At 46.0% G+C, this 21,559-nt stretch carries 16 protein-coding genes and 1 rRNA gene; 3 read left to right on the top strand and 14 right to left on the bottom strand.

Annotated features, from left to right (window positions below):
* Positions 1-179 (bottom strand): 16S ribosomal RNA (locus tag L5M17_RS07530); the annotation flags it as partial.
* A gap of 652 nt (positions 180-831) precedes the next feature.
* Positions 832-1,380 (bottom strand): D-glycero-beta-D-manno-heptose 1,7-bisphosphate 7-phosphatase, encoded by a 549-nt coding sequence (gmhB, locus tag L5M17_RS07525; protein WP_263146381.1) that lies wholly within the window; start codon positions 1,378-1,380, stop codon positions 832-834.
* 468 nt (positions 1,381-1,848) lie between these two features.
* Here gmhB and L5M17_RS07520 point away from each other — a divergent pair, with 468 nt between their 5' ends.
* Positions 1,849-2,520: a GntR family transcriptional regulator gene (locus tag L5M17_RS07520; RefSeq protein ID WP_028760950.1), complete on the top strand. Its 672-nt coding sequence runs from the start codon at positions 1,849-1,851 to the stop codon at positions 2,518-2,520.
* Between the two features lie 91 nt (positions 2,521-2,611).
* Positions 2,612-3,679: a ketoacyl-ACP synthase III gene (locus L5M17_RS07515; RefSeq protein WP_028760951.1), complete on the top strand. Its 1,068-nt coding sequence runs from the start codon at positions 2,612-2,614 to the stop codon at positions 3,677-3,679.
* A gap of 89 nt (positions 3,680-3,768) precedes the next feature.
* Here the strand turns inward: L5M17_RS07515 and L5M17_RS07510 are convergent, their stop codons facing one another.
* The 12 genes from L5M17_RS07510 to L5M17_RS07455 all read right to left on the bottom strand — a co-directional run bounded on the left by L5M17_RS07510 (position 3,769) and on the right by L5M17_RS07455 (position 20,443).
* Complete coding sequence (locus tag L5M17_RS07510) at positions 3,769-4,362, bottom strand: lecithin retinol acyltransferase family protein (protein ID WP_131523560.1); 594 nt, start codon at positions 4,360-4,362, stop codon at positions 3,769-3,771.
* Positions 4,363-4,565: 203 nt separating this feature from the next.
* Positions 4,566-5,252: an exonuclease domain-containing protein gene (locus L5M17_RS07505; RefSeq protein ID WP_263146377.1), complete on the bottom strand. Its 687-nt coding sequence runs from the start codon at positions 5,250-5,252 to the stop codon at positions 4,566-4,568.
* A gap of 1 nt (position 5,253) precedes the next feature.
* Positions 5,254-7,101: a DUF294 nucleotidyltransferase-like domain-containing protein gene (locus L5M17_RS07500; RefSeq protein ID WP_263146373.1), complete on the bottom strand. Its 1,848-nt coding sequence runs from the start codon at positions 7,099-7,101 to the stop codon at positions 5,254-5,256.
* 198 nt (positions 7,102-7,299) lie between these two features.
* Positions 7,300-9,036, bottom strand: coding sequence for a sodium:solute symporter family protein (locus tag L5M17_RS07495; RefSeq protein ID WP_131523557.1), 1,737 nt, complete (start codon positions 9,034-9,036; stop codon positions 7,300-7,302).
* An 11-nt stretch (positions 9,037-9,047) separates the two neighbouring features.
* Positions 9,048-9,314 carry a DUF4212 domain-containing protein gene (locus L5M17_RS07490; RefSeq protein WP_006082142.1) on the bottom strand — a complete coding sequence of 89 codons (267 nt, stop codon included), beginning with the start codon at positions 9,312-9,314 and terminating at the stop codon, positions 9,048-9,050.
* A 632-nt stretch (positions 9,315-9,946) separates the two neighbouring features.
* Positions 9,947-10,567, bottom strand: a complete 621-nt coding sequence (locus L5M17_RS07485; RefSeq protein WP_263146370.1) for a thiol:disulfide interchange protein DsbA/DsbL — start codon at positions 10,565-10,567, stop codon at positions 9,947-9,949.
* 121 nt (positions 10,568-10,688) lie between these two features.
* Positions 10,689-11,552: an NAD(P)-binding domain-containing protein gene (locus tag L5M17_RS07480; protein ID WP_263146367.1), complete on the bottom strand. Its 864-nt coding sequence runs from the start codon at positions 11,550-11,552 to the stop codon at positions 10,689-10,691.
* A gap of 56 nt (positions 11,553-11,608) precedes the next feature.
* Positions 11,609-12,814 (bottom strand): HD-GYP domain-containing protein, encoded by a 1,206-nt coding sequence (locus tag L5M17_RS07475; RefSeq protein WP_263146366.1) that lies wholly within the window; start codon positions 12,812-12,814, stop codon positions 11,609-11,611.
* A gap of 222 nt (positions 12,815-13,036) precedes the next feature.
* Positions 13,037-13,522: a DUF2919 domain-containing protein gene (locus L5M17_RS07470; RefSeq protein WP_263146364.1), complete on the bottom strand. Its 486-nt coding sequence runs from the start codon at positions 13,520-13,522 to the stop codon at positions 13,037-13,039.
* A gap of 246 nt (positions 13,523-13,768) precedes the next feature.
* Positions 13,769-15,826 (bottom strand): NAD-dependent DNA ligase LigA, encoded by a 2,058-nt coding sequence (ligA, locus tag L5M17_RS07465; RefSeq protein WP_219234395.1) that lies wholly within the window; start codon positions 15,824-15,826, stop codon positions 13,769-13,771.
* 103 nt (positions 15,827-15,929) lie between these two features.
* Complete coding sequence (zipA, locus tag L5M17_RS07460; protein WP_113940764.1) at positions 15,930-17,003, bottom strand: cell division protein ZipA; 1,074 nt, start codon at positions 17,001-17,003, stop codon at positions 15,930-15,932.
* Positions 17,004-17,026: 23 nt separating this feature from the next.
* Entirely contained in the window at positions 17,027-20,443 is a 3,417-nt protein-coding gene (locus tag L5M17_RS07455; RefSeq protein ID WP_263146359.1) for a chromosome segregation protein SMC, read from the bottom strand.
* 197 nt (positions 20,444-20,640) lie between these two features.
* On the opposite strand from L5M17_RS07455, the gene cysZ reads away from it, so the two are divergent.
* Positions 20,641-21,420 (top strand): sulfate transporter CysZ, encoded by a 780-nt coding sequence (gene cysZ, locus L5M17_RS07450; RefSeq protein WP_028760963.1) that lies wholly within the window; start codon positions 20,641-20,643, stop codon positions 21,418-21,420.
* Positions 21,421-21,559: the final 139 nt, after the last annotated feature.

The raw sequence follows: 21,559 nt of genomic DNA, 5'->3' as shown, positions 1-21,559 counted from the left end.
TGCGGTATTAGCAGTCGTTTCCAACTGTTATCCCCCTCGACTGGGCAGATCCCTAGGCATTACTCACCCGTCCGCCGCTCGCCACCTCAGAAGTAAACTCCCTTGTGCTGCCGCTCGACTTGCATGTGTTAGGCCTGCCGCCAGCGTTCAATCTGAGCCATGATCAAACTCTTCAATTAAAGTTTTGTTGTTTGACTGACGTCAAACGGCTCAATGAATTCTACTGTTTTGATTCGCTTTGCTCACTAAGAAGCATTGCGTTTCAATTCATACATTACTGTATGTACATATTACTATGAACACTCAATCATGCTTCCCGTTAAGGAGAATGACTTGAAAACATTGATTTAAATTTTTGACTACTAACCCGAAGGCTAAGCAGTTTCGATTAACTCAACACCTGTGAGTGTCCACACAGATTTGCTTGATAAATTGTTAAAGAGCATGGTTAGCAGCTTATTCAGCGTTTAACCCTTGACCCCGCTGGGTCAGTGGATGCGCATTATAGGGATGTCAGATTTTACCGCAACCCCTTTGGCGCGAATAATTACGAAAAACGATTCAAGCGCACACTTTTTAAACTAAAAGTGTGTTTTAACGCCAATTTTATCGAATTTGTGCTGGATTAAGGTAAAAGATGAGGTTAACCCAGCGCTAGAAATGACAAGAGCCAACCTATTGGTTAGCTCTTTATGCCATGTTAGATCGCTTTTAACGCAAGCTTCCATTCAACAAGAGCAATAACCCACGCTACTGGCTACTGTGATAGTAGCTACTTGAGATGAACTTATAAGCAAATGTTTATCTGCTTATAAAGTAGTAGCGTAGCGACTAGCCTAGGCTTTTTAAGTAAGACGGCACATCGGCAATACTGTCGAGTACCACAGTGGCATCACTGTCATCAGCAATAACCTTACCGCTGCGCACTAATATACGAGTAGTCACACCCGCCGCTTTCGCTGCCTGCATATCTTCGGCTTTGTCGCCAACCATGACTGAGTGCGCTAAGTCGATTTTTAAGAATTGCGCCGCATCATTAAGCATACCCGGCTTAGGTTTGCGGCAATCACAATCGACCTTATATTCCCCTATGCCTTTCTCGGCATGATGCGGGCAATAGTAAATACCATCGAGCTCGACCCCTTTGTCGGCAAAGTTCCAATCCATCCACTCCGTTAAGCTGTGGAATTGGTCTTCAGTATACATGCCACGGGCAATACCGGATTGATTAGTGACGACAACTAACTTGTAGCCCATTTCCTTCAAAGAGAGGCAAGATTCAAACACACCTTCGATATATTCGAAGTCATCCACTAGGTGGACATAACCATGGTCTTTGTTAATCACGCCATCACGGTCTAAAAATACTGCTCGACTCACTGTAATACTCCCAAATCGCCTAAGGCGTTATCGCGCTATTATTCCATTCATTATCAGAAATTGCACCGCGAAGTTATGCTTTTAGCGCTAAATTGCGCGTTAGTGATATTTCGTGACTGTACAGGCAAATCTCTATGCACAGCTTGTGTCTATGCGAGATAGCAATTGTCCCACCAAATTAGAGTCCAAAAAAATCCAGCAGTGAAATGTGTAATTACACTGTTTTAATCAAAATACTCAATCGAAGAAGCTGAACAGCGTTTTTACAAATAATTGCCACCGTTGCCATCGAAGCCGCTCGCAAGGAATGCGCTTCAAATCGTAAGAGAAAACCACAAAAAACCCCGTCTTTTGGGCATTGTTAGTCTCTGAGATGCTGCACTCAATCAAGCATTTCCCTTTATTTGTGGTGTTTTTAACGGTAATCTTGGGCAAATAACGAGAAAATACCCGAAATAGACGGAAATAATGAGTCGAACTACGCCTATCGTTCACAAAACCCGCACCCAGTTAGTTGTGGAAGTGCTCAGAGAGAGAATTCTTTCAGGTGACATAGCCGCAGGAGAACCCCTCAGACAAAGTGCCTTGGCTGAAGCGTTAAATGTCAGCCGTATTCCGGTGAGAGAAGCATTATTGCAACTCGAAGCCGAAGGACTCGTTAAGTTTGAGCCCCATAAAGGTGCGACTGCGACCGTGTTATCCGTCGAACAAGTCACCGAACTTTTTGAATTACGTGCAATGATCGAAACCGATCTGCTTGCGAAAGCGATCCCACGACTTCAAGAGGCTGATTTAGAAAAAGCAGAACGTGTACTCGAGCAATTGGAGTCGGCCTTCAAACATGAAGATGCCGTCGCTAGTTGGAGCGAGTTGAATACGCAATTTCACACTTGCTTATATCAGGCGGCTAATCGCCCACACACCCTTGAGGTTGTTCACGGCCTCAATACTAATTGTGATAGATACATTCGTTTGCAGTTATTGCTCGCGGGGGGAATTCCTGCCGCAGAGCATGAGCACAGGGCTTTGCTCAACCACTGCAAACTGAGAGAAACAGAAAAAGCGACGGCGCTACTGCGTCATCATATTCTGCATGCCGCAATGACAATTCGAGATCTCGTCGCCAAACAGGTGGTCTAGATCACGGACGGCCATTAGAGTTGCCGATAAGCTTTGTTGTCGATTCAAGGCAGCGCTCAGGTTCTGCCTTTTTTATTTGAGAGAAACCACCATGCAGTACGCCACTATCACAGGTTGGGGCAAATGTGTTCCACCAGCCACGCTGACCAACGATGATCTTGCTACCTTTATCGAGACATCCGACGAATGGATCAAATCTCGCACAGGGATCAGCCAGCGCCATATCAGTCATGTAAATACCTCTGAACTTGCTTCAGTTGCAGCACAACGTGCGCTCGCAGCAGCAGGTATTGATGGCAGTGAAATCGACATGATCATTCTGGCCAGTGCCAGCCCAGACACTTTGATCCCAAATATTGCATCCACTGTACAAGCTAATATTGGCGCCAGTTGTGCCGCATTCGATATCAATGCTGCCTGCAGTGGCTTCTTATATGGCTTAGGTTTAGCCAGCTCACAAATCAAGAGTGGCCAGAGCAAGAAAGTATTAGTCATTGGTGCTGAACGTTTATCTTTCTATTTAGATTGGTCGCGCCGCGAAACCGCAGTGCTATTTGGTGATGGTGCGGGTGCCGTTGTGGTTGAAGCGACAGATGTTGCCGGTGGCGTGCTTGGTTATGAGCTGAATAACGATCCTGAAGGTCGTGATATTCTGAAAGCAGGCTTTGGCACGGCGATGGACAGATTCTCAGCCGACTCATTGGACTTTTTCATTGAATTCGATGGCCAAGAAATCTTCAAGCGTGCGATTAACGGAATGAATAAATTGAGCACTAAAGTGCTTGAAAAATGTGGTGTTGATAAGGATGAAGTGGATCTCGTGATCCCGCATCAAGCCAACGAACGTATTATTGATACCTTAGTTAGCCGAATGAAAATCCCGAAAGAAAAAGCCTTCGTGAACATCGCTAATTATGGCAATACCTCGGCGGCGACGATTCCAATTGCGATTTGTGATGCGTTAGAACAAGGCATTATCAAGCCGAATCAAACCATACTCTCTTGTGCCTTTGGCGCAGGCTTAACCTCTGCCGCACTCTTGCTGCAATGGGGAAATCGCGTCACACCTATCAATATCAGTGATGCCGAGTTACCGCCTTGTGATAAAACAGGCATAGAGTTAGTCAAACGCGCTGTAGATTATTTTTGTAAGCCGTAAACGGTTTCTGCAAAACGATTACATAGGTGTTTCACTAAAACATAAAAGCCATCTTAAGCGATGGCTTTTTTAGTTTATGACTACAGAACTTATTCATTCAGCTTGCTAATGATCATCTCATCCCAATAGATAGCTTGATTAAAATGTTCGGCGAGTTTTTGATTTAACTCATTAAAGCCTTTAATCACGCCTTCGCTGCCACTAATACAAGACCAAACAAATCGATGGCAATTGTTGTCGAATAAATCATATTCCCGATACTGATAAATCGCCTGTTCAGCGCGGGGCAACACAGAGTCGGCAATAAGAGGCTGATGTTGGTGATTACAGGCAAGATAGATTTGGCTGCCAGTCCGTCCCGCTAAAAAACGCTTTACCGATACAGCCCGCACCAGCCCTGAGCCATGTAACTCTACGAGGCAATCATCACCAAGCCAAATACCAGTATGCTCAATCACACCAAAAACATAACAACAGACGATACTGCCAGGAATTGGCGACACTTGTTTTAATCCCTTTTGCCATTGACTCGGCGGTGCCACCATAGCGCGATTGGCAACGGGGTACTTAGGGGCCTTACCGAGTAATCTGTCACGCTCAAGCTGTTGACGCTGCTGGCGCTCATCGGCCAGCAAAACCGCACCGATTACGGCACCACCCACCCAAAGTAAAGGTAACGGCATCATATTCTCCTACACACTCAACTTAGTAGAGTGAAGTACAAGTTGGTTGGATTGCCAAGTTAACGGCAGGTTGAATTCGAACAGAGGATTAAATGTAAACTGAGTTTAGCCTGTCAGTGATTAACCTAAGATGAAATCCAGATGAAACCAATCCATCTCAAATGAATTCACTCACCACAAATAGTGATTTCTGTTAGCACTGACTAAGTCGATTTTTGCAGTAAATCAGCCACGGTAAGCTTTGCCGCACCGCCCATAGCAGCCATTTGCGCAAGTAATAATTCCCCACAAGCTAAGGCATCGGTCAGCGCGCTATGGGCCGTATAAATGGGTAAACCGTAACGCTCGCGACAAGCGCCAAGGCGCAAACTCCCCTCTTTAATCACTGAGTGCTCCCGTAGTAAACGGTGCTTTTCAACCATTAAAGTATCGATTGCAGGTAAAACAAGGGCTTGATGATAAATCGTCAATAAATCCTGCTGTAAAAAACGACAATCTAAAGGGGCATGATGTGCCACCAGCACGCGTCCATAGGTTTGATTGATAAACCAGCCCATGGCTTCCTCAATGGTGACGGCTTGTACCAAATGATTATCAAGAATGCCGTGGATCGTCGCACTTTGGCCTACACTACCGCGAATTTGCACTAACTTTTGCTCGGCGCGTGCCAACGGGATCTCACCGCGCTCAATCGGCACCAATCCAATGCTGAGAATTTGATCTTGCTGTGGATTGAGCCCTGTCATCTCCAAATCCATCGCCGTTAACGGCGCTTCGGATAACGGCATTGCCAGTAGAGGCAACAGCGACTGATAATAGCCTTTAAATAAATGATGTTGGCAACGCAGCGCCCGCCAATTGAGCTGAGTTTTCAGCAACAATGTATTCATATCAAAAGCTTCGCATAAATTTCATCTTCATCCCCGCCTGCGCCTCATGTACGACTTTAAAAGCGTCACGTAACTGATGACGAACCAGCGAAGATAAATGCCCAGGCAGCAAATAATTACTCACCTCTACCCCTTGATTATGTTGATAACCTTGGTTCGATAACCGCATATGGGCGATAAACTCGTGGGCATCAGCCAAATTGAGCGCATCTTGTCGATTGAGAATATTCGCATCCATCAAGGCACGAATACGTTTTGCAGTATTCACTTCTTTAATGCCCGCAGACAAGGCATAAACACGGGCAATATCGTTGATCAAAGCATTGCCCTTATGCTTCAAATCTATGCCTTTAACTTCGCTACCATCCCGCTCGAGTACAAATTTGCGGAAAAATCCAAGCGGCGGCGACTCCACCAGCGAATTGCCTGTCATACCCGCGAGGAAAATATCGTTATCGCGGGTTTGAACCAAGACTTTATCCTGTAAGGCATCAAACAGGGTTTGTGGACCGTAAACCGATCGCATATCGAAGAAAATGCTGGCGTGCATTAACGCCTTAGGCTCAGGCGTTATGACCCATTTTTCAAATACCTGTTGCCACTGTTTAAGTGACATCCGCCATTGGGGATTTTGCGCCATAATATTGCCGGGACAAAATTCATAACCACATTGGTCAAGCCCTGCGCATACGGCATGGGTTAAGGCATCAAAGTAACCTTTAGCAAAATCATCCATCTCTTCTGCGACTAACAAGCCATTATCTTGATCTGAACACGCAGCCTGATCTTGTCGTCCCTGGGAGCCAAATGCCAACCAGCAAAAGGCCATCGGCGGTTCACCAAGCAATTGTTGATTGAGCAAGATTAATCGCCGCGTCAGTGCATCGGTGACAGAGGTTAACACTCGGCCAATTTCTTCAGCTCTGGCATCGGCACTAATAAGATTTTGCAGCAATAGGGGAATTTGCTTACTGACGCCAATTAAACTGGCAAGATCCTGCTGCCGTTCAATCTCACCAATCAACAGTAGCGGTTGTGAGCCCTGCCCACGCAAAATGTCAGTACTGGTCACCATACCGATAGCTTTATCTTGATCGATAATCGGTAAGTGATGAATGTTATGCTCACTCATCAGCAGCATGGCTTCAAAAATCAAGGCATTGGAGGAGATCGAGATAGGTGAAACCGTCATGGCTTGATGCACAGCAACGCTGCCATCAAGCCCTGCTGCTAACACGCGATTACGCAAATCCTTATCGGTTAAGATGCCAACCAATTTATGATTATCCGTCACCAATAAGGACGATACTCGGCGATTTCGCATCAAGAGTGCCGCCTGAGTCACGCTAGCTTGGGCATCAATAACGATGGGAGTGGAAGACATTAACGTGCTGATCCGACTTGTGGTCGTCAGATCCTTTGCCTTAAAGCGGGCCTCATGGCGTAAACGCTTTGCGAAGGCGCGGGTAAAAAACTTATCGAAGTGACGACTCTCAGTCCTAAGACTATCAAACAAGGCTTGGGGCAGATGATAAACTAGACCGTCTTCAAGAATAGCGACTTTATTAACGACTTTTTCCCCTGATAACAAAGTAGAAAAGCCAAAAAACTCACCCTCGCCCACTCTATCCACCAACACGCCGTCAGGATCGCGCACCTCAAAGGCGCCGCTACGCACCATATACAACTTAGGCGAATTCGCGTCGAAATTAACATAACCAGAGGCTTTGCTGTAATACCCAACAGTAACAGCCTTAGCGCAGCGCACGACTACATCCTCAGGCAGAGCATCAAAGGGCACAAGTCCCTGTAGAAATTGCACTACGGGTTGTAACTCACTGGCATTCATAGGCAACACCTTTTTTAGGCGAATTTTTACTGAGATGTCATCACTATAGCCTGCATTGTCGCTACGCTACATTCGACTAAAGTCAGCCGCAAGCATAATAAAGTGACGCCCCACAGAGTGATAAAGGCTGGCCAAAGAGCCATAAAAAAGAGCGCCGAAGCGCTCTCTTGTGTTGATACTCACCATTACGCAGTAAGGTTAGTGGCCGCTTGCTTCACCCGAACCTTTAGGGAAACGAATCGATTCAACCATCTCCTGAACATGCAGTGGTGTTGCCGCAGTGACTCGACTCACTATCGCTGCTACACCGAAGTTCACTAACATGCCTACCATACCAATACCTTCTGGTGAAATACCCAGGAACCAGTTAGCCGCGATGTTAGCCGTTGGATCAACAAACTTGAAGTAGATGATATAACCAGCAGTAAACAGTAGACCCGTTAACATACCGGCAATCGCACCTTCTTTATTCATTGTCTTAGAGAAAATACCCATAACAATGGCAGGGAACAGTGAGGAAGCCGCTAATCCGAAGGCGAATGCCACCACTGCCGCCACGAAACCAGGAGGGTTCACCCCAAAGTAACCCGCAATCACAATGCCAATACCTGCCGCCAAGCGAGCGTATAGCAGCTCTTTTTTATCGGAAAGGTTAGGCATTAAATTCTTTTTCAATAGGTCGTGTGAAACCGACGTTGAAATCACCAATAGCAAGCCTGCAGATGTTGATAACGCAGCTGCTAAACCACCCGCCGCCACAAGGGCGATAACCCAAGCTGGTAAATTAGCGATTTCTGGCGTAGCAAGTACGATAATATCGTTATCAATCTTCATTTCATTTTTGCTAGCGGGATCTTCAATCTTACCTGACGAATAGTAAATTTTACCGTCGCCATTTTTATCATCCCACTTAATCAAACCGGTTTTTTCCCAGTTCTTAATCCAATCTGGTGCAGACTCATAAGCCACACCTTTAGAATCGGGACCGTTAATAGTTTCAATCATGTTCACACGGGAGAACGCTGCTAACGCAGGCACTGTGGTGTACATAATCGCAATAAAAACAAGCGACCATCCTGCAGTGATACGTGCATCCTTCACTTTAGGTACAGTGAAGAAACGTACGATAACATGGGGTAAACCCGCAGTACCCACCATCAAGGCACCCGTAATACAGAACACATCTATCATGCTCTTAGAACCGTCGGTGTAAGGTGCAAAGCCAAGCTCAACCGAAACGTTATTGAGTTTTTCTAACAAATACACACCGCTATTATTGCCTGCGGCATCCAGTAACTCAGCACCAAAACCAATTTGCGGTACTAAGTGGCCCGTCATCATCACTGAAAGGAAAATAGCCGGAACCATAAAAGCGAAAATCAGTACGCAGTATTGGGCAACCTGAGTGTAGGTAATCCCTTTCATACCACCGAGTACCGCGTAGAAGAACACAACCGCCATACCGATATATACGCCCGTATCCACATCCACTTCAAGGAAACGCGAGAACACAACACCCACGCCACGCATTTGCCCTGCAATATACGTAAAGCAAATAAAGATAGCGCAGATAACCGCGACTGTGCGTGCCGCCTGTGAGTAATAACGCTCACCGACGAAATCTGGCACAGTAAACTTACCAAATTTACGTAAATACGGTGCCATACAAAGGGCAAGCAATACGTAACCGCCCGTCCAGCCCATCAAGTACACGCTACCATCGTAACCGACGAAAGACACAATACCCGCTAACGAAATAAATGACGCCGCTGACATCCAATCTGCCGCCGTTGCCATACCGTTCACCACAGGGTGAACACCGCCGCCAGCAACATAGAACTCTTTGGTTGAACCCGCACGGGTCCAGATTGCAATCCCAATGTAGAGCGCAAATGAGAGCCCTACGATAATATATGTGAGTGTTTGAACATCCATCTCAAAGCTCCTTAGTCTTCTTGTACGTTATATTTTTTATCTAAGGCGTTGGCTTTTGCCGCGTAGACAAAGATAAGCGCAACGAATACATACATAGATCCCTGTTGTGCAAACCAGAAACCTAATTTGAATCCCATGAAATGGACTTCATTGAGTACATCAACCAATAAAATGCCGCATCCAAAAGAAACTGCCGCCCAAATGGCTAATAAGCTCAGTACGAGACGAATATTCTCGCGCCAATAACCCTTTGCCTTGTCGTTGTTTTCAAAACCCATAGTGACTCCCCTGTGCTGTTTTAATTTTAAGTCATGTTTAATCTAGCAACAGCTGGTGTGAGCACAATCACGACTTTCGTCTAACCCGTGATTCAAAACACTGTCTGCAAATAGCGAATAGAAACAAATTCAAAGAGTTAACAATGATATTACATTTCGATACGGTTTTAACTTTTTTAACAGGTTAGACCAATGTCGAACATGAATGAGTGGGATGCGAATGGAGAAAGAGGATTTTCAACCCATAAATAGAAATAACTTATTGTCTGAACTAGGGAAATTAGAAATTTAAATGACCTTTAATACAGCTCTAGACTGGCTAAAAATCAGATGACTTGAGGTTTTTAGCCTAGCTTATCGAGAGTTTTAATCATGAGTTTCTCAATCAATTAGAGACGTTAAATCTTTCATCAAACCTAGGTCAGCCCAATTGCTTACCGTTTCATTTCATCATGTTATTTCGTCAAAATGTTAGGGTTTGACTCACAGTCACCTTGCAGGTTAACAACAAAAAATAACCCAGCCTATGCTGGGTTACTCAATCTACCTTGAGGAAACGTGACTAAGCGTTACTCGCAAAAAGCTACTTTCATCGCATGATACATCGCGTGCCGTCCGTCTATAAAATGCCGTTACTTCGCAGCTAAAAACTTCACTAACGCCGCCAATTCTTCTGCGGTATGTGCGGTTGAGGTCAGCATATAACGGCCATTAACCAGTAATGACGGTACCCCCTTGATCCCAGCAAGCTCAGCTTGAGAGTCATAATTCATTAGGGTGAATTTAGCATCGACGGAATTCATCGCGGCATCGACATCATCCACCCTAGCGCCTTGGGCAATGAAAAAGGCTTTTACTTGCTCAAGGGTGGTAAATTGCTCACCTTTCTCATGAATTTGCTTAAAAATGGCACCATGGGTTTGCTTAGTCATCTTTAATTTTTGCGCCATATAATAGGCAAACTGGCTCAATTCCCAAGCGGGACGACCTGCACCAACGGGGGTACGCTCAAAGGCCACATCTTTGCCAAGCAGCTTTACTGTCGACTCAATGAGCGGTTCTTGCTTATAACAATGTGTACAGTTATAAGAAAAAAACTCCCGCAGCACTGGCTTTTGCGTTTCGGTAATGCCCGCCACAGTGACATAATCCTTGCCTTCTTCGAAACTTGCAGCCTGCAGGGCAAAACTGGCACTCAGCATTAATCCGCACGCAAATACTGCTATAGGTCGAACTCGATTAAACACGCCCATTATATTGTCTCTTTTTATTTGTCATTTTTTTAAATAAGAATTACACATTTGCTCAAGCAAATTTGGAACCCAAAGATAACCTAAAAGTTCGACTTTTACCTTTTACAGTAATGAACCTTTCTCAACATGCCGCTAGCATATCCAGCGGCGAAACATACTGATATCGAAAGCCTAAATCTGTGACAATCGCGTCAGCTTGGATGACTTTACTCGGCATAGATTGTTGATTAAATTCTGGCGCGACTAAACCTAGAGATTCGGCAGCAGCTTGATAAAACTCAGCTTTAGTCGGATGTGAAGGTGCGCAAAGATTATAAATCGGCGCCACTGATAATCCAGAATGAGTTGCCGCGAGAATTGCGCTAACGGCGCGCACACAGTCGCTAAGATGGACTAAATTTACCGCGACATTCGCTCCACTCACATCGGTTTTTCCAGCAAGAAAACGCCCAGGATGACGTTTAGGACCGACGAGTCCAGCAAAACGAACGATACAGGTATGGGGCAATGCTTGAAATAAAGCTTCAGCATCTAACAGCACTTGGCTATCGCTTGATTCTGCCATCGCATCGGCTTCTGTCATCAATTTATCTTGGGTCGGATATACGCCCGTAGTGCTGATAAACACAATCCGCTGATATTGCCAGCCTTGAGTTAATGAGATGAGTTGTTGTAATTCTTCAAGATAAGCAGCATTACCACGCTTTAGCCGTGGAGGAATATTGACCACCAGATAATCAGTCTGAAATAAACCGCTTAACGCCTGAGCATCGGGGGCAGATGATGCTTCGTGGCCCAATTGCAGCGGATAGGCTTCAATCCCGACTTCAGTTAATACCGATAATTCTTCGGCACTGCGCTTACAGCCAGTGACTCGATAGCCTTCATGAACAAGTTGCTTTGCCAAAGCAAAACCAAACCAACCACAACCGACCAAAGCAACACTGGATTTTACTGCGCTGTTTTCTGCTTTTACATTCGCCATATTAGCCCTAAGGGAATCACATCAGCGGATAGAATACGGAACTTAGCGCATAAGATTCAAGCTTGTAGCGAACTAAAATAAAAACTAATCCCTTTATCGACTTGTAAGGTACGAATAGCACCCTCGGACAACTCTTCCGCCTTGATGGCTTTTTGTACTGTCACGCCTTCATTACTTAAAAAACGCAGCGATGGCTCACTACCATCCTCTTTGCAGGCCCACACTTGGGGTTGACTCACATCTTTAGTCGTCATCATGACTTTTGCGATACAGCCATCGGAGAGTTTCACTATGGTTCCTGGTGGATAAATACCGAGAATTTTAACCAAAATAGCGATTAAAGATTCGGCATGTTTAGTGGCCCGATTCTTAAACAAATAACCTAAAGCGACTTGAGGGGAGGATATTTGTTGACCACTGAGCTGTTGATCGTAGTCATTTGCCAAACTCACGATCTGCGTAATGATAGGAATTTTATGATCAGTTAACCCATCAGGGAAACCTGAACCGTCAATAAACTCATGGTGGTGTAGCACAATGTGGAGTACTTCTTTAGGGAATAATCCGGAACGATTGAGCATGTCATAGGCGAAATTAGGGTGCATTTGCAGATAATTTGACTCATGAGGTGTTAAGGCTCCGCGCTTACGGCGAATAACATCAGGTACCTTAAGTTTTCCAATATCATGTAACAAACTACCAAGAGCAATATCACGCAGTTCCCTTGGGCTTAAATCCAGTGCATGACCCATCATCATTGCTAATACTGCCACAGAGACCCCGTGCTGGGTCACACTGACATCGTTATCATCCATTCCGACCAAAGTGAGGAAAGGTTTTTCAACTTCCTGCAAATGGCTTAGCAAGTCTTCTACCAATGACGCCGACAATCGATAGGCACCTTCGGGATCACTGGCTATCTTGCCAAATACATTTCGGCAGTTATTTACATTCTCAAGGAAACGCTTTTGGCTTAAACGTATCGCCTTACGGGTATCGGCCTTAAGATCTCGCTCAGGTGGAACTTCAATTTCATCTTCAACATCCTCATCTTCCCTAACAGTCTCCGATCCGGGATTCAATTCAGATAACAAAAAAACATAGGGAACGCCTAAGCCACGGATCATTTCGATTTGAGCGGCACTGCTAATATCAACACGGTTAAATAAAAAAGGGTGGTTCGTCCATGACAAAGGCAACTTGACTCTCATGCCAAGTTGAATTTCTGACAGTAACAACTTTTTTTGAGGTACTTTTGCCACGCAATATGACTCCTTTCAAATGTAATGTGGATATAAACAGATGGCCTCATCTGCGTATCCAACAGGGCACATTTAAGCTAAGTACATATAACTATAGATGATTCAAAGCATTCAATGGAGAAATAAGGTAAAAATCCTTATCAAACTGAGGGATAGAACACATCGTCATGCGCCCCACCGCTCAGATCTAAATAAAGTTATTATATAACAATACGATAAAAACTAAGGCTGAAGTTCTTTAGCTTCTTCTTTTGGCCAATCACGGAGGTAATAACTGAGTCGCTTCGATTTAATAAGATAAATACTCGACCAAAATAACATTAAAGCATCTAAAGCAAGACTCCAATGAAACAGAAATTGGCCATGGATTAACCGCTGACCCAACAAGACGCCATCAATAATCAACAGCAACCACAACCCCCATTTTAAATGCATAAAAATAGGTCTTAACCATTGAGGCGAACGGCGACGCTCAGCAATCACCACAAGATAAATCAAAATCGCGCCAAGTCCCGCCCCGAGTGCTAGCAAAAAATCTGACTTTTCAGGGTAAAAAATCCGCACTAACTCAGAACGATCACCCATCTGAGTCAGCGAGGCGATAAAAATACACCAACCACGCGCGAGATAAGCCAAAAGCGCATATAAAAAGATGGGCGGTTTAATGTGGCCTTTATCATCAAGCCAAGTGATGTGACTAAAATTCAAATAGGTTTCCAATCAGCAAAATCTAAAACAGCATATCAAGGAGATGGTGCCAATCGCGGTTAATTCAATAGCCAAAGCAGATAATCTTTCCGCACCTTGATTATTTTCAGACAAAAAAATAGCGCCTTGGGCCAGGCGCTATTTAATATCGGCTATTCAGCGGTATTCACCCCTTGATACAAGGCTGCAGCCGCTACAGCCAGCATTGAATCAACATCAAGCCAACGCTCTCTCAACTGACGCCAATCAAGCGTTCGCGGCGAGAAGGGCTAACAGCTCGTCTTCATCCATCACTTTAACACCAAGCTCCTGCGCTTTAGCCAGTTTTGAACCTGCCGCCTCTCCTGCCACTAAACAATCGGTATTTTTGGAGACACTGCCTGCCACTTTCGCCCCCAACGCCTGCAACTGCGCTTTAGCATCATTGCGATTGAGCTGATTTAAGGTGCCAGTCAATACCCAAGTTTGGCCTTTAAGCGGCTGTGCATCTGCACTAGGTGCTTGAATGGCGGGCCAATGCACACCTGCAGCAACTAAAGCATCAATAACTTCAAGGTTATGGGGCTGGGCAAAAAAATGGGCCACATGCTGGGCAACGACAGCACCAACATCTTCCACTTCAGTTAACTGCTCCACAGTTGCCACCCGCAGCGCATCTAGACTGGCAAAGTGCGCCGCCAGGTTTGCTGCCGTCGCCTCGCCCACTTCGCGAATACCTAAGCCATATAAGAAACGCGCGAGAGTGGTCGTTTTGGCCGCTTCAATCGCGGCAGCTAAATTGGTTGCCGACTTCATCCCCATGCGGTCAAGCATAGTCATCATGGAAGCAGTGAGCTTAAACAGATCCGCAGGACTTTGAACTAACTCTTTATCAATCAATTGCTCAACGACTTTGTCGCCCATGCCATCGATATCTAAAGCCTTGCGGGATGCAAAATGCTTAATCGCTTCTTTACGCTGCGCTTCGCAGAATAAACCACCGCTACAGCGAGCCACAGCCTCACCTTCTAGGCGCTCAACTAAACTGCCACATACAGGACAATTGTGCGGGAATACAATGTCAGTCGCCGTTTCAGGGCGTCTTTCGGGCACTATGGCAACAATTTGTGGGATCACATCGCCAGCGCGGCGGATGATCACTGTGTCACCGACTTTAATGCCTAAGCGGGCAATTTCATCGGCATTGTGCAGCGTTGCATTCGATACCGTCACGCCACCAACAAACACTGGCTTTAAGCGCGCCACTGGCGTGACAGCACCTGTGCGCCCAACTTGAAAATCAACGCCTTCAAGTTGAGTCATTTCTTCCTGCGCAGGGAACTTATAGGCAATCGCCCAGCGGGGAGATTTAGCCACAAAACCTAAACGTTGCTGCTGGGCAATATCGTTAACTTTCATCACTACCCCATCAATTTCAAAGGCTAAATCGCCGCGACGAGTAAGAATGTCTTTGTAGTAATCATAGACTTGACTTAATTCAGCGCAGACTTTGATTTCGCTACTAACGGGTAAACCCCACGACTTAAGCTGTTGCAACTGTTCAAAATGGGTTTTAGCTAAAGGATGGGAATCCGGCTCAACAACACCAAGCGCATAGGCATAAAAAGCCAATGAACGGGCAGCAGTAATTTTACTGTCAAGTTGACGTAGGCTACCGGCTGCTGCGTTACGCGGATTAACAAAGAGTTTTTCATCCTTGGCGCGCGCCCTATCATTCAAAGCTTCAAAAGCGGCTTTTGGCATAAAAGCCTCGCCGCGCACTTCAACGAGCTCGGGAAAATCATGACCGCGTAATTTAAGCGGGATCGATTTAATGGTTTTAACATTTTCAGTGATGTCTTCACCCACTGAACCATCGCCGCGCGTCGCCGCACGCTCGAGCACACCATGGCGATACAAGATACTCACGGCAAGGCCATCAAGTTTAGGCTCACAACAAAAACTCACCTCACCCACTTTATCGGTGACACGCTTATGGAAAGCACTGAAATCCGCCTCATCGAAGGCATTATCTAGGCTCAACATAGGCTTAAGGTGCGTGATTTGCTCAAACTTAGCCAGTGCCAATCCGCCCACCCTTTGAGTCGGTGAATCAGCGACAATCAAATGGGGATACAAGGCTTCTAACTTGAGTAAACGCTGCATCAACCTGTCGTACTCAGAATCGGTAATGCTCGGAGCATCGTCCACATAGTAACGAATGTTGTGCTCGTTCAGCGATTGGCTGAGCGCCTGCATCACCTGCGATGCGTTTTCTGGGGTGACGTCTTTAGACAGAAGTGTATCGATTTGAATGTCTTGCATATTCTTTATCCAGAATTCTTTAGATCACAAAAAGTAGATCACAAAAAATGAGGCCGCAATCGCGGCCTCATCAATGTATTAACCGCCAAGTTGCGGCGTCGGCTTAAGCGTTAGCGCGAATGCGGTGTAAATAATCTTGCTTAGTGAACTCACCCCAAGGTTGGCGTTGTCCGTCAAGCACGACCGCATCGATATCATCCGCGAGTTGACGCGCCGAGTTAAGCATAATCGAGAAATTCATTAGGGCGTCACCGTAGCAAGGCAAAGTCATGAAAAACACCACACCTTGGGTACTGAACTGCTCCATATTATCCGGATCAAACACGCCAGGCTTTAGCATATTCGCTATCGAGAACAATACTTTACCATTGCCAGCATTATCCACATGGCGATGGAAAATATTCATATCGCCATATTTAAAATTCAAGGTTAAGAAACAAGGTAGCAATTCGGCTCCGTTAAGCTGTAGACCCTCTTTAGCGACCACGTGTAATACCAGTACGTCGCGTGGTTCACCTAACTCATCTTCAGCGGCTTGTTCGACAACCTCTTCTTGATAGCTATCTTCTTTATATTCATTTTCGTCAAACAAGGCCGTTTGCTGCGGAGCTGCACTACGTAACGCATGTTCCTGCTCAGCCGCTTTTTGCGCGACGATAGCCGCATGAGATTGACCCATTGGCGGAGTTTGCGTGCTCACTTGAGTGTTCAAAACGGGCTCTTGACGCGAGACTTTCGGGCCACGGTGTTGCTCTTTTGCCACGGGTGGCTGCAAGCTAAAATCAGGCTGAGCTGTTACAGGCTCGTGTTTAGGGCCAACTTTCAACTCTGGTTTAAATTCTGCTGATTTAAACTCTTGTGGTTTAAATTCAGGCTTAGGTTCTAGCTTTACTTCCTGCTTCAAATAAGGATTGGTCGCAGGAGTTTCGTTGTTAGGTGCAAGTTCACCGGCTTTGCGCACGCGTACGGCGCCAATACCATCGGCATCAAACCCTTCTGAATCGATCCGCTTCGGACTCGGCTCACCTTTCTCAGCCTGTTTCTTATAAAAGTTGCTCATTGGGCTATCTTTCAATGACTTAGGCTGTTGTCTTCTGATAGACCAAAATCCATGCACCAGCACAGCAACTATGGCTATGGCGCCTAAAACGAACAATACTAGTTGCAAATCTTCCATTGGTTACCCTGTCTTTCTTCTAGTTATCCAGCGTCAGCCATCGCCACCGCTTGCTCTATGTCTACCGCAACTATACGAGACACACCGGGCTCGTGCATAGTCACGCCAATAAGTTGATCCGCCATTTCCATGGTTATTTTGTTATGGCTGATATAAATAAACTGTACGCTCTGTGACATTTCTTTTAGCAATCGACAGAAGCGTTCTACGTTGGCATCGTCTAATGGCGCATCCACTTCATCTAACATACAGAAGGGAGCAGGATTCAGCCTAAAAATGGCGAATACCAATGATAAAGCGGTTAATGCTTTTTCACCACCCGAAAGAAGATGGATTGTGCTGTTCTTCTTCCCCGGTGGTTGGGCCATGATAGTCACGCCCGTTTCTAGCAAATCGTCGTCAGTTAACGCTAAATAAGCTCGGCCGCCACCAAACACTTTCGGAAATAAGCGTCCGAGATCTTCGTTGACTGAGTCAAATGTCGTCTTAAAGCGGCTTCGGGTTTCCTTATCTATTTTACGGATCGCTTCCTCTAAGGTTGCAAGCCCTTTATTTAAATCGTCATCTTGATGATCAAGATAAGATTTTCGCTCACTTTGCTGTTCAAATTCTTCGATCGCCGCAAGGTTAATGGCACCTAAACGAACAATTTTCTGCCGTATTTGATCTAAATCACTCTGCCACTTGTCTGGCATCCCCTCTGCGGGCAAGTTTCCAAGGATTTCAGACAGAATGATTTGCTGTTCCTGCAAGGCTTCCAGCTGACTATTCGCTTGGCCTTTTATTCCTTCACGACGTAACTTTAACGTGCTCAGGCTTTGAGTCAAGTCCTCAAGCTTACCAAGCTCTTGTTTTTGCTTTATTCCTATACTGTTTAATGTGTCTGTGAGCACACTTTGCTGCTGACGAACCTCTTTTAAGCCCTGTTGTTGCTCATGTTGTTGCTTTAGTAACTGCGTTAACTGCTCAGTCAGCTGCACACTATTTTGCACCCCACTCAATTGGGCAACTTTGGCAAGTTCTGTTAACACAGACTCGCGGGAGTGGATGAGTTCATTGACACGCACTTGCTGTAATTCAATTTGCTCCGTGCTCACGGCCATGCGCATCGTCACGGCTTGCAAACCCGTCGCAGTGGCTGATAATTGACGTTCTACCTCAGTAATACGCCCTTTTAATGCTTGATGGCGCACACTATCAGCCTGTGTGTCTTGGATGAGTTGCCGCTGAATATCTTCACTAGCCTGCAGCGTCTCATCGAGCTCCATTTCTTGTTCTGCTAATAATTCGTATTGCTCGCTTAAGCGTTCAATATCAATCAAACTCGTACTTAAAGCCGCGTCGAGTTTACTTTGCTGTTCGACGCGCGCCTTCACTTGCTCGATTAAACCACTAAGCTGCATCGACTTAGTCGCTTTGTCTAACTGCCATTGATGTAATTTTTGCGCGCCATCGGTCAGTTGCAGTCTTTGTTGCTGCAAAATAGCCGCAAGATCTGTCATCTTGTCTTGCCGAATCTGCAGGGATTGTTGCAAATCGAGGATATTTTGCGCTAACTGAGCTTGCTCTTTACTGAGTTGCACCAGTGACTGGGCGCCCTCTGTTTTCGTGATTAAAAAACCTTGTCCCAGTAGATAACCGTCGGCGGTGACAATCCGTTGATCGGATGTTAGCTGTGGCAGCAGTTCTTTCGCTGCATGGATATCCTTTGCCCACTTAAGCCCCGCTAACCAAGGGGCGAGATTCACCTTAGCCTGTAAAAATTCACTTTGGCTTGATTGTGACGCTAACGCTTGAAACCCCATTTCAGTTTCAGTGACGCCAACGGGCAAGGTCAACAAGCCATTTAGGGCGAGTTCCGCCGCTGTTTCCCAACCATTTTCAACGGTTAAACTCTGCCATAACTGCGGTTTATCACTCTGCTGTTCTTGCTTAGTCAACCACTGTTCAACCAGCTCATGGCGCGCTTTAGTCGCGGTTAATTGCTGCTGAATGTGCTCAGCGCTATGACGGGCTTCATCTAAAGCTTGCGTACTTGCACTTACACTTTGTTCTTGCTGATGATTAATTTCATTTTGCAGTGTGAGCGCATCATCCAAAGACTCAATATCTTGCTGCAATGGTGTAATACTCGATGCGAGATCACCGTCCATTAACGCCGAAAGTTGCGCCTGCTGCTCACGACTTTGCTGCTGTTTGTGTTGCAGTAATTGCTGCTGATGCGCTAACTGGCTGCGACGTAGTTCAAGCTGCAACTTATGCTGAGAAACATCCGCTGCCTGTTGGCGCGCCACTTCGGCCTGCTGCTGACTGCGTTCTATGCTCATTTCCCATTGGGATTGCAGCTCATCCATGAGCTCTTGTTGCTCATCATGCTGTGGCCCAAGTTTGGCAAGCTCAAGCTCCAACGCGCTAAGACTCGCTTTATAGCCGTTAAGCTTGTCGGTATTTTGTTGGATATGCTCTTTGACTTGCGCCAACTGGGTTTCGAGCTGGGCGTCGCGCTGCTTTTGATTCTGTAGCTGTTGCTCTAACTTAGCGATTTCAGTACCAGTCAGATAATAGGCTTCAACGGCTCGCTGCTCTTGCTCCGCCAATTGCGCGAGTTGCACTTGCAGTTCAGTGGTTTGTAATTCATCTGTTTGCGCGAGTGACTGCGCCGCCGCTTGCTGTACTTCAATAGCACTTATCTGCTCAGATAGGCTCGCCATCTGAGCTTGCAACTCTTGATAGCGCATCACAAGGAGTTCAGCATGGGTCTTACGCTCGGCCTGTTTAAGCTCACGATATTGTTTAGCGGCTTTAGCCTGCTGCGCGAGTTTATCTAACTGCTTACCGAGTTCACTGCGAATATCGCCCAAACGCTCGAGGTTTTCGCGGGTATGGCGAATACGGTTTTCAGTTTCGCGCCGACGCTCTTTATAGCGGGAAATCCCAGCGGCTTCCTCAATAAAGGTGCGCAAATCTTGGGGTTTAGATTCAATCAGGCGGGAAATAGTGCCTTGCTCGATAATGGCATAACTGCGCGGGCCAAGACCTGTGCCCATAAACAAGTCGGTAATGTCTTTACGACGACACTTTTGACCATTGAGAAAATACCAAGACTCACCGTCGCGGCTCACCTGACGCTTAACGGCAATTTCTTCATAACTGGCATACTGACCCGCGAGGCGACCTTCTTTGTTTTCAAAAATAAGTTCAACACCCGCCACAGACACAGGTTTTCGCGCACTTGAACCGTTAAATATCACATCGGCCATAGAATCACCGCGTAGGTGCTTCGCCGAGCTTTCACCGAGCACCCAACGCACGGCATCGATCACGTTCGATTTACCGCAGCCATTTGGGCCAATAATGGCGGTTAATGCCTGTAAAAAAGGAATTTTCGTAGGATCGACAAACGACTTAAAGCCGGCAAGTTTTATCTGTTTTAATCTCATGGTGCCAGTTAGCGCGTCTCTGAAGTCTGGCCCGAAAATGAGCCAAGCGGTGCAAATGCATTCTGCTGGCAACTTTAACAAAGCAGGCAGCATTTTGTAACGCTTTTTATTGAATTCATGCGGCTTTTAGCTTGTCATCTGTCCATGAGTTGATCACAATCGCATATAGCTGTCGCTTAACTTTTTGGAAAAACGATATGACACAGAAAAAAACCTTGCCCTTCCCAGCCAAAAGCGGCGTTAATTATTTTCTCGATGGCTTTGGTTTAATCACACGTAAAGGCCTGCGCACTTTCGTATTTATTCCGTTAATGATTAACCTACTGCTGTTTGCTGGCGTCATTTATGTAGCCATAGGCCAGTTAGATACGCTATTCACTTGGATGAATGCCCAGCTCCCTGACTACTTAAGCTGGTTAAACTTTTTGCTTTGGCCCCTCGCCGTCACCACTATGCTGGTGATGCTTGCTTTTGTATTTAGCTCCGTCATGAACTGGCTCGCTGCCCCCTTTAATGGTCTGTTGGCTGAAAAAGTCGAGCAGTTGTTAACTGGTAAGCAGCTGAATACCGGTTCTGGTATTGATTTAATCAAAGACTTACCGCGTATCCTTGGGCGTGAGTGGATCAAACTCAAATACTATCTGCCCCGCGCACTGGTATTTTTGTTATTGTTTTTAGTGCCTATGGTAGGCCAGACGCTGGCGCCGATTTTATGGTTTCTATTCAGCGCTTGGATGATGGCGATTCAGTACTGCGATTATCCCTTCGATAACCACAAGGTCAGTTTTAAAGATATGCGCTTTGCCTTGAATCAAACCCGTGGCACCAGTTTTAGCTTTGGCGCCACTGTGACGCTATTTTCGATGATCCCCATAGTCAACTTTATCGTCATGCCAGTGGCGATTTGTGGCGCGACGGCCATGTGGGTCGATAAGTATCGTGAAGCGTATCGCAACCATGCCATCGCACCCGAGTAGTAACACCAGCAGTGCTGAGTCATGGCTCAGCACTGCGCCCCAACTTTTTAGACCCAATAACCGCCTAATCTCATCATGTTTCTCCCCCGTTAAAACCAACGCAAACCTTGTAACAATTACTCGCTATTGTTAACTTCAC

The sequence above is a fragment of the Shewanella sp. SW24 genome (assembly GCF_025653395.1).
Classification (GTDB): domain Bacteria; phylum Pseudomonadota; class Gammaproteobacteria; order Enterobacterales; family Shewanellaceae; genus Shewanella; species Shewanella oncorhynchi.
The sequence above is the reverse complement of the archived record's forward strand: the minus strand, read 5'-3'. Positions and strand labels throughout refer to the sequence as shown.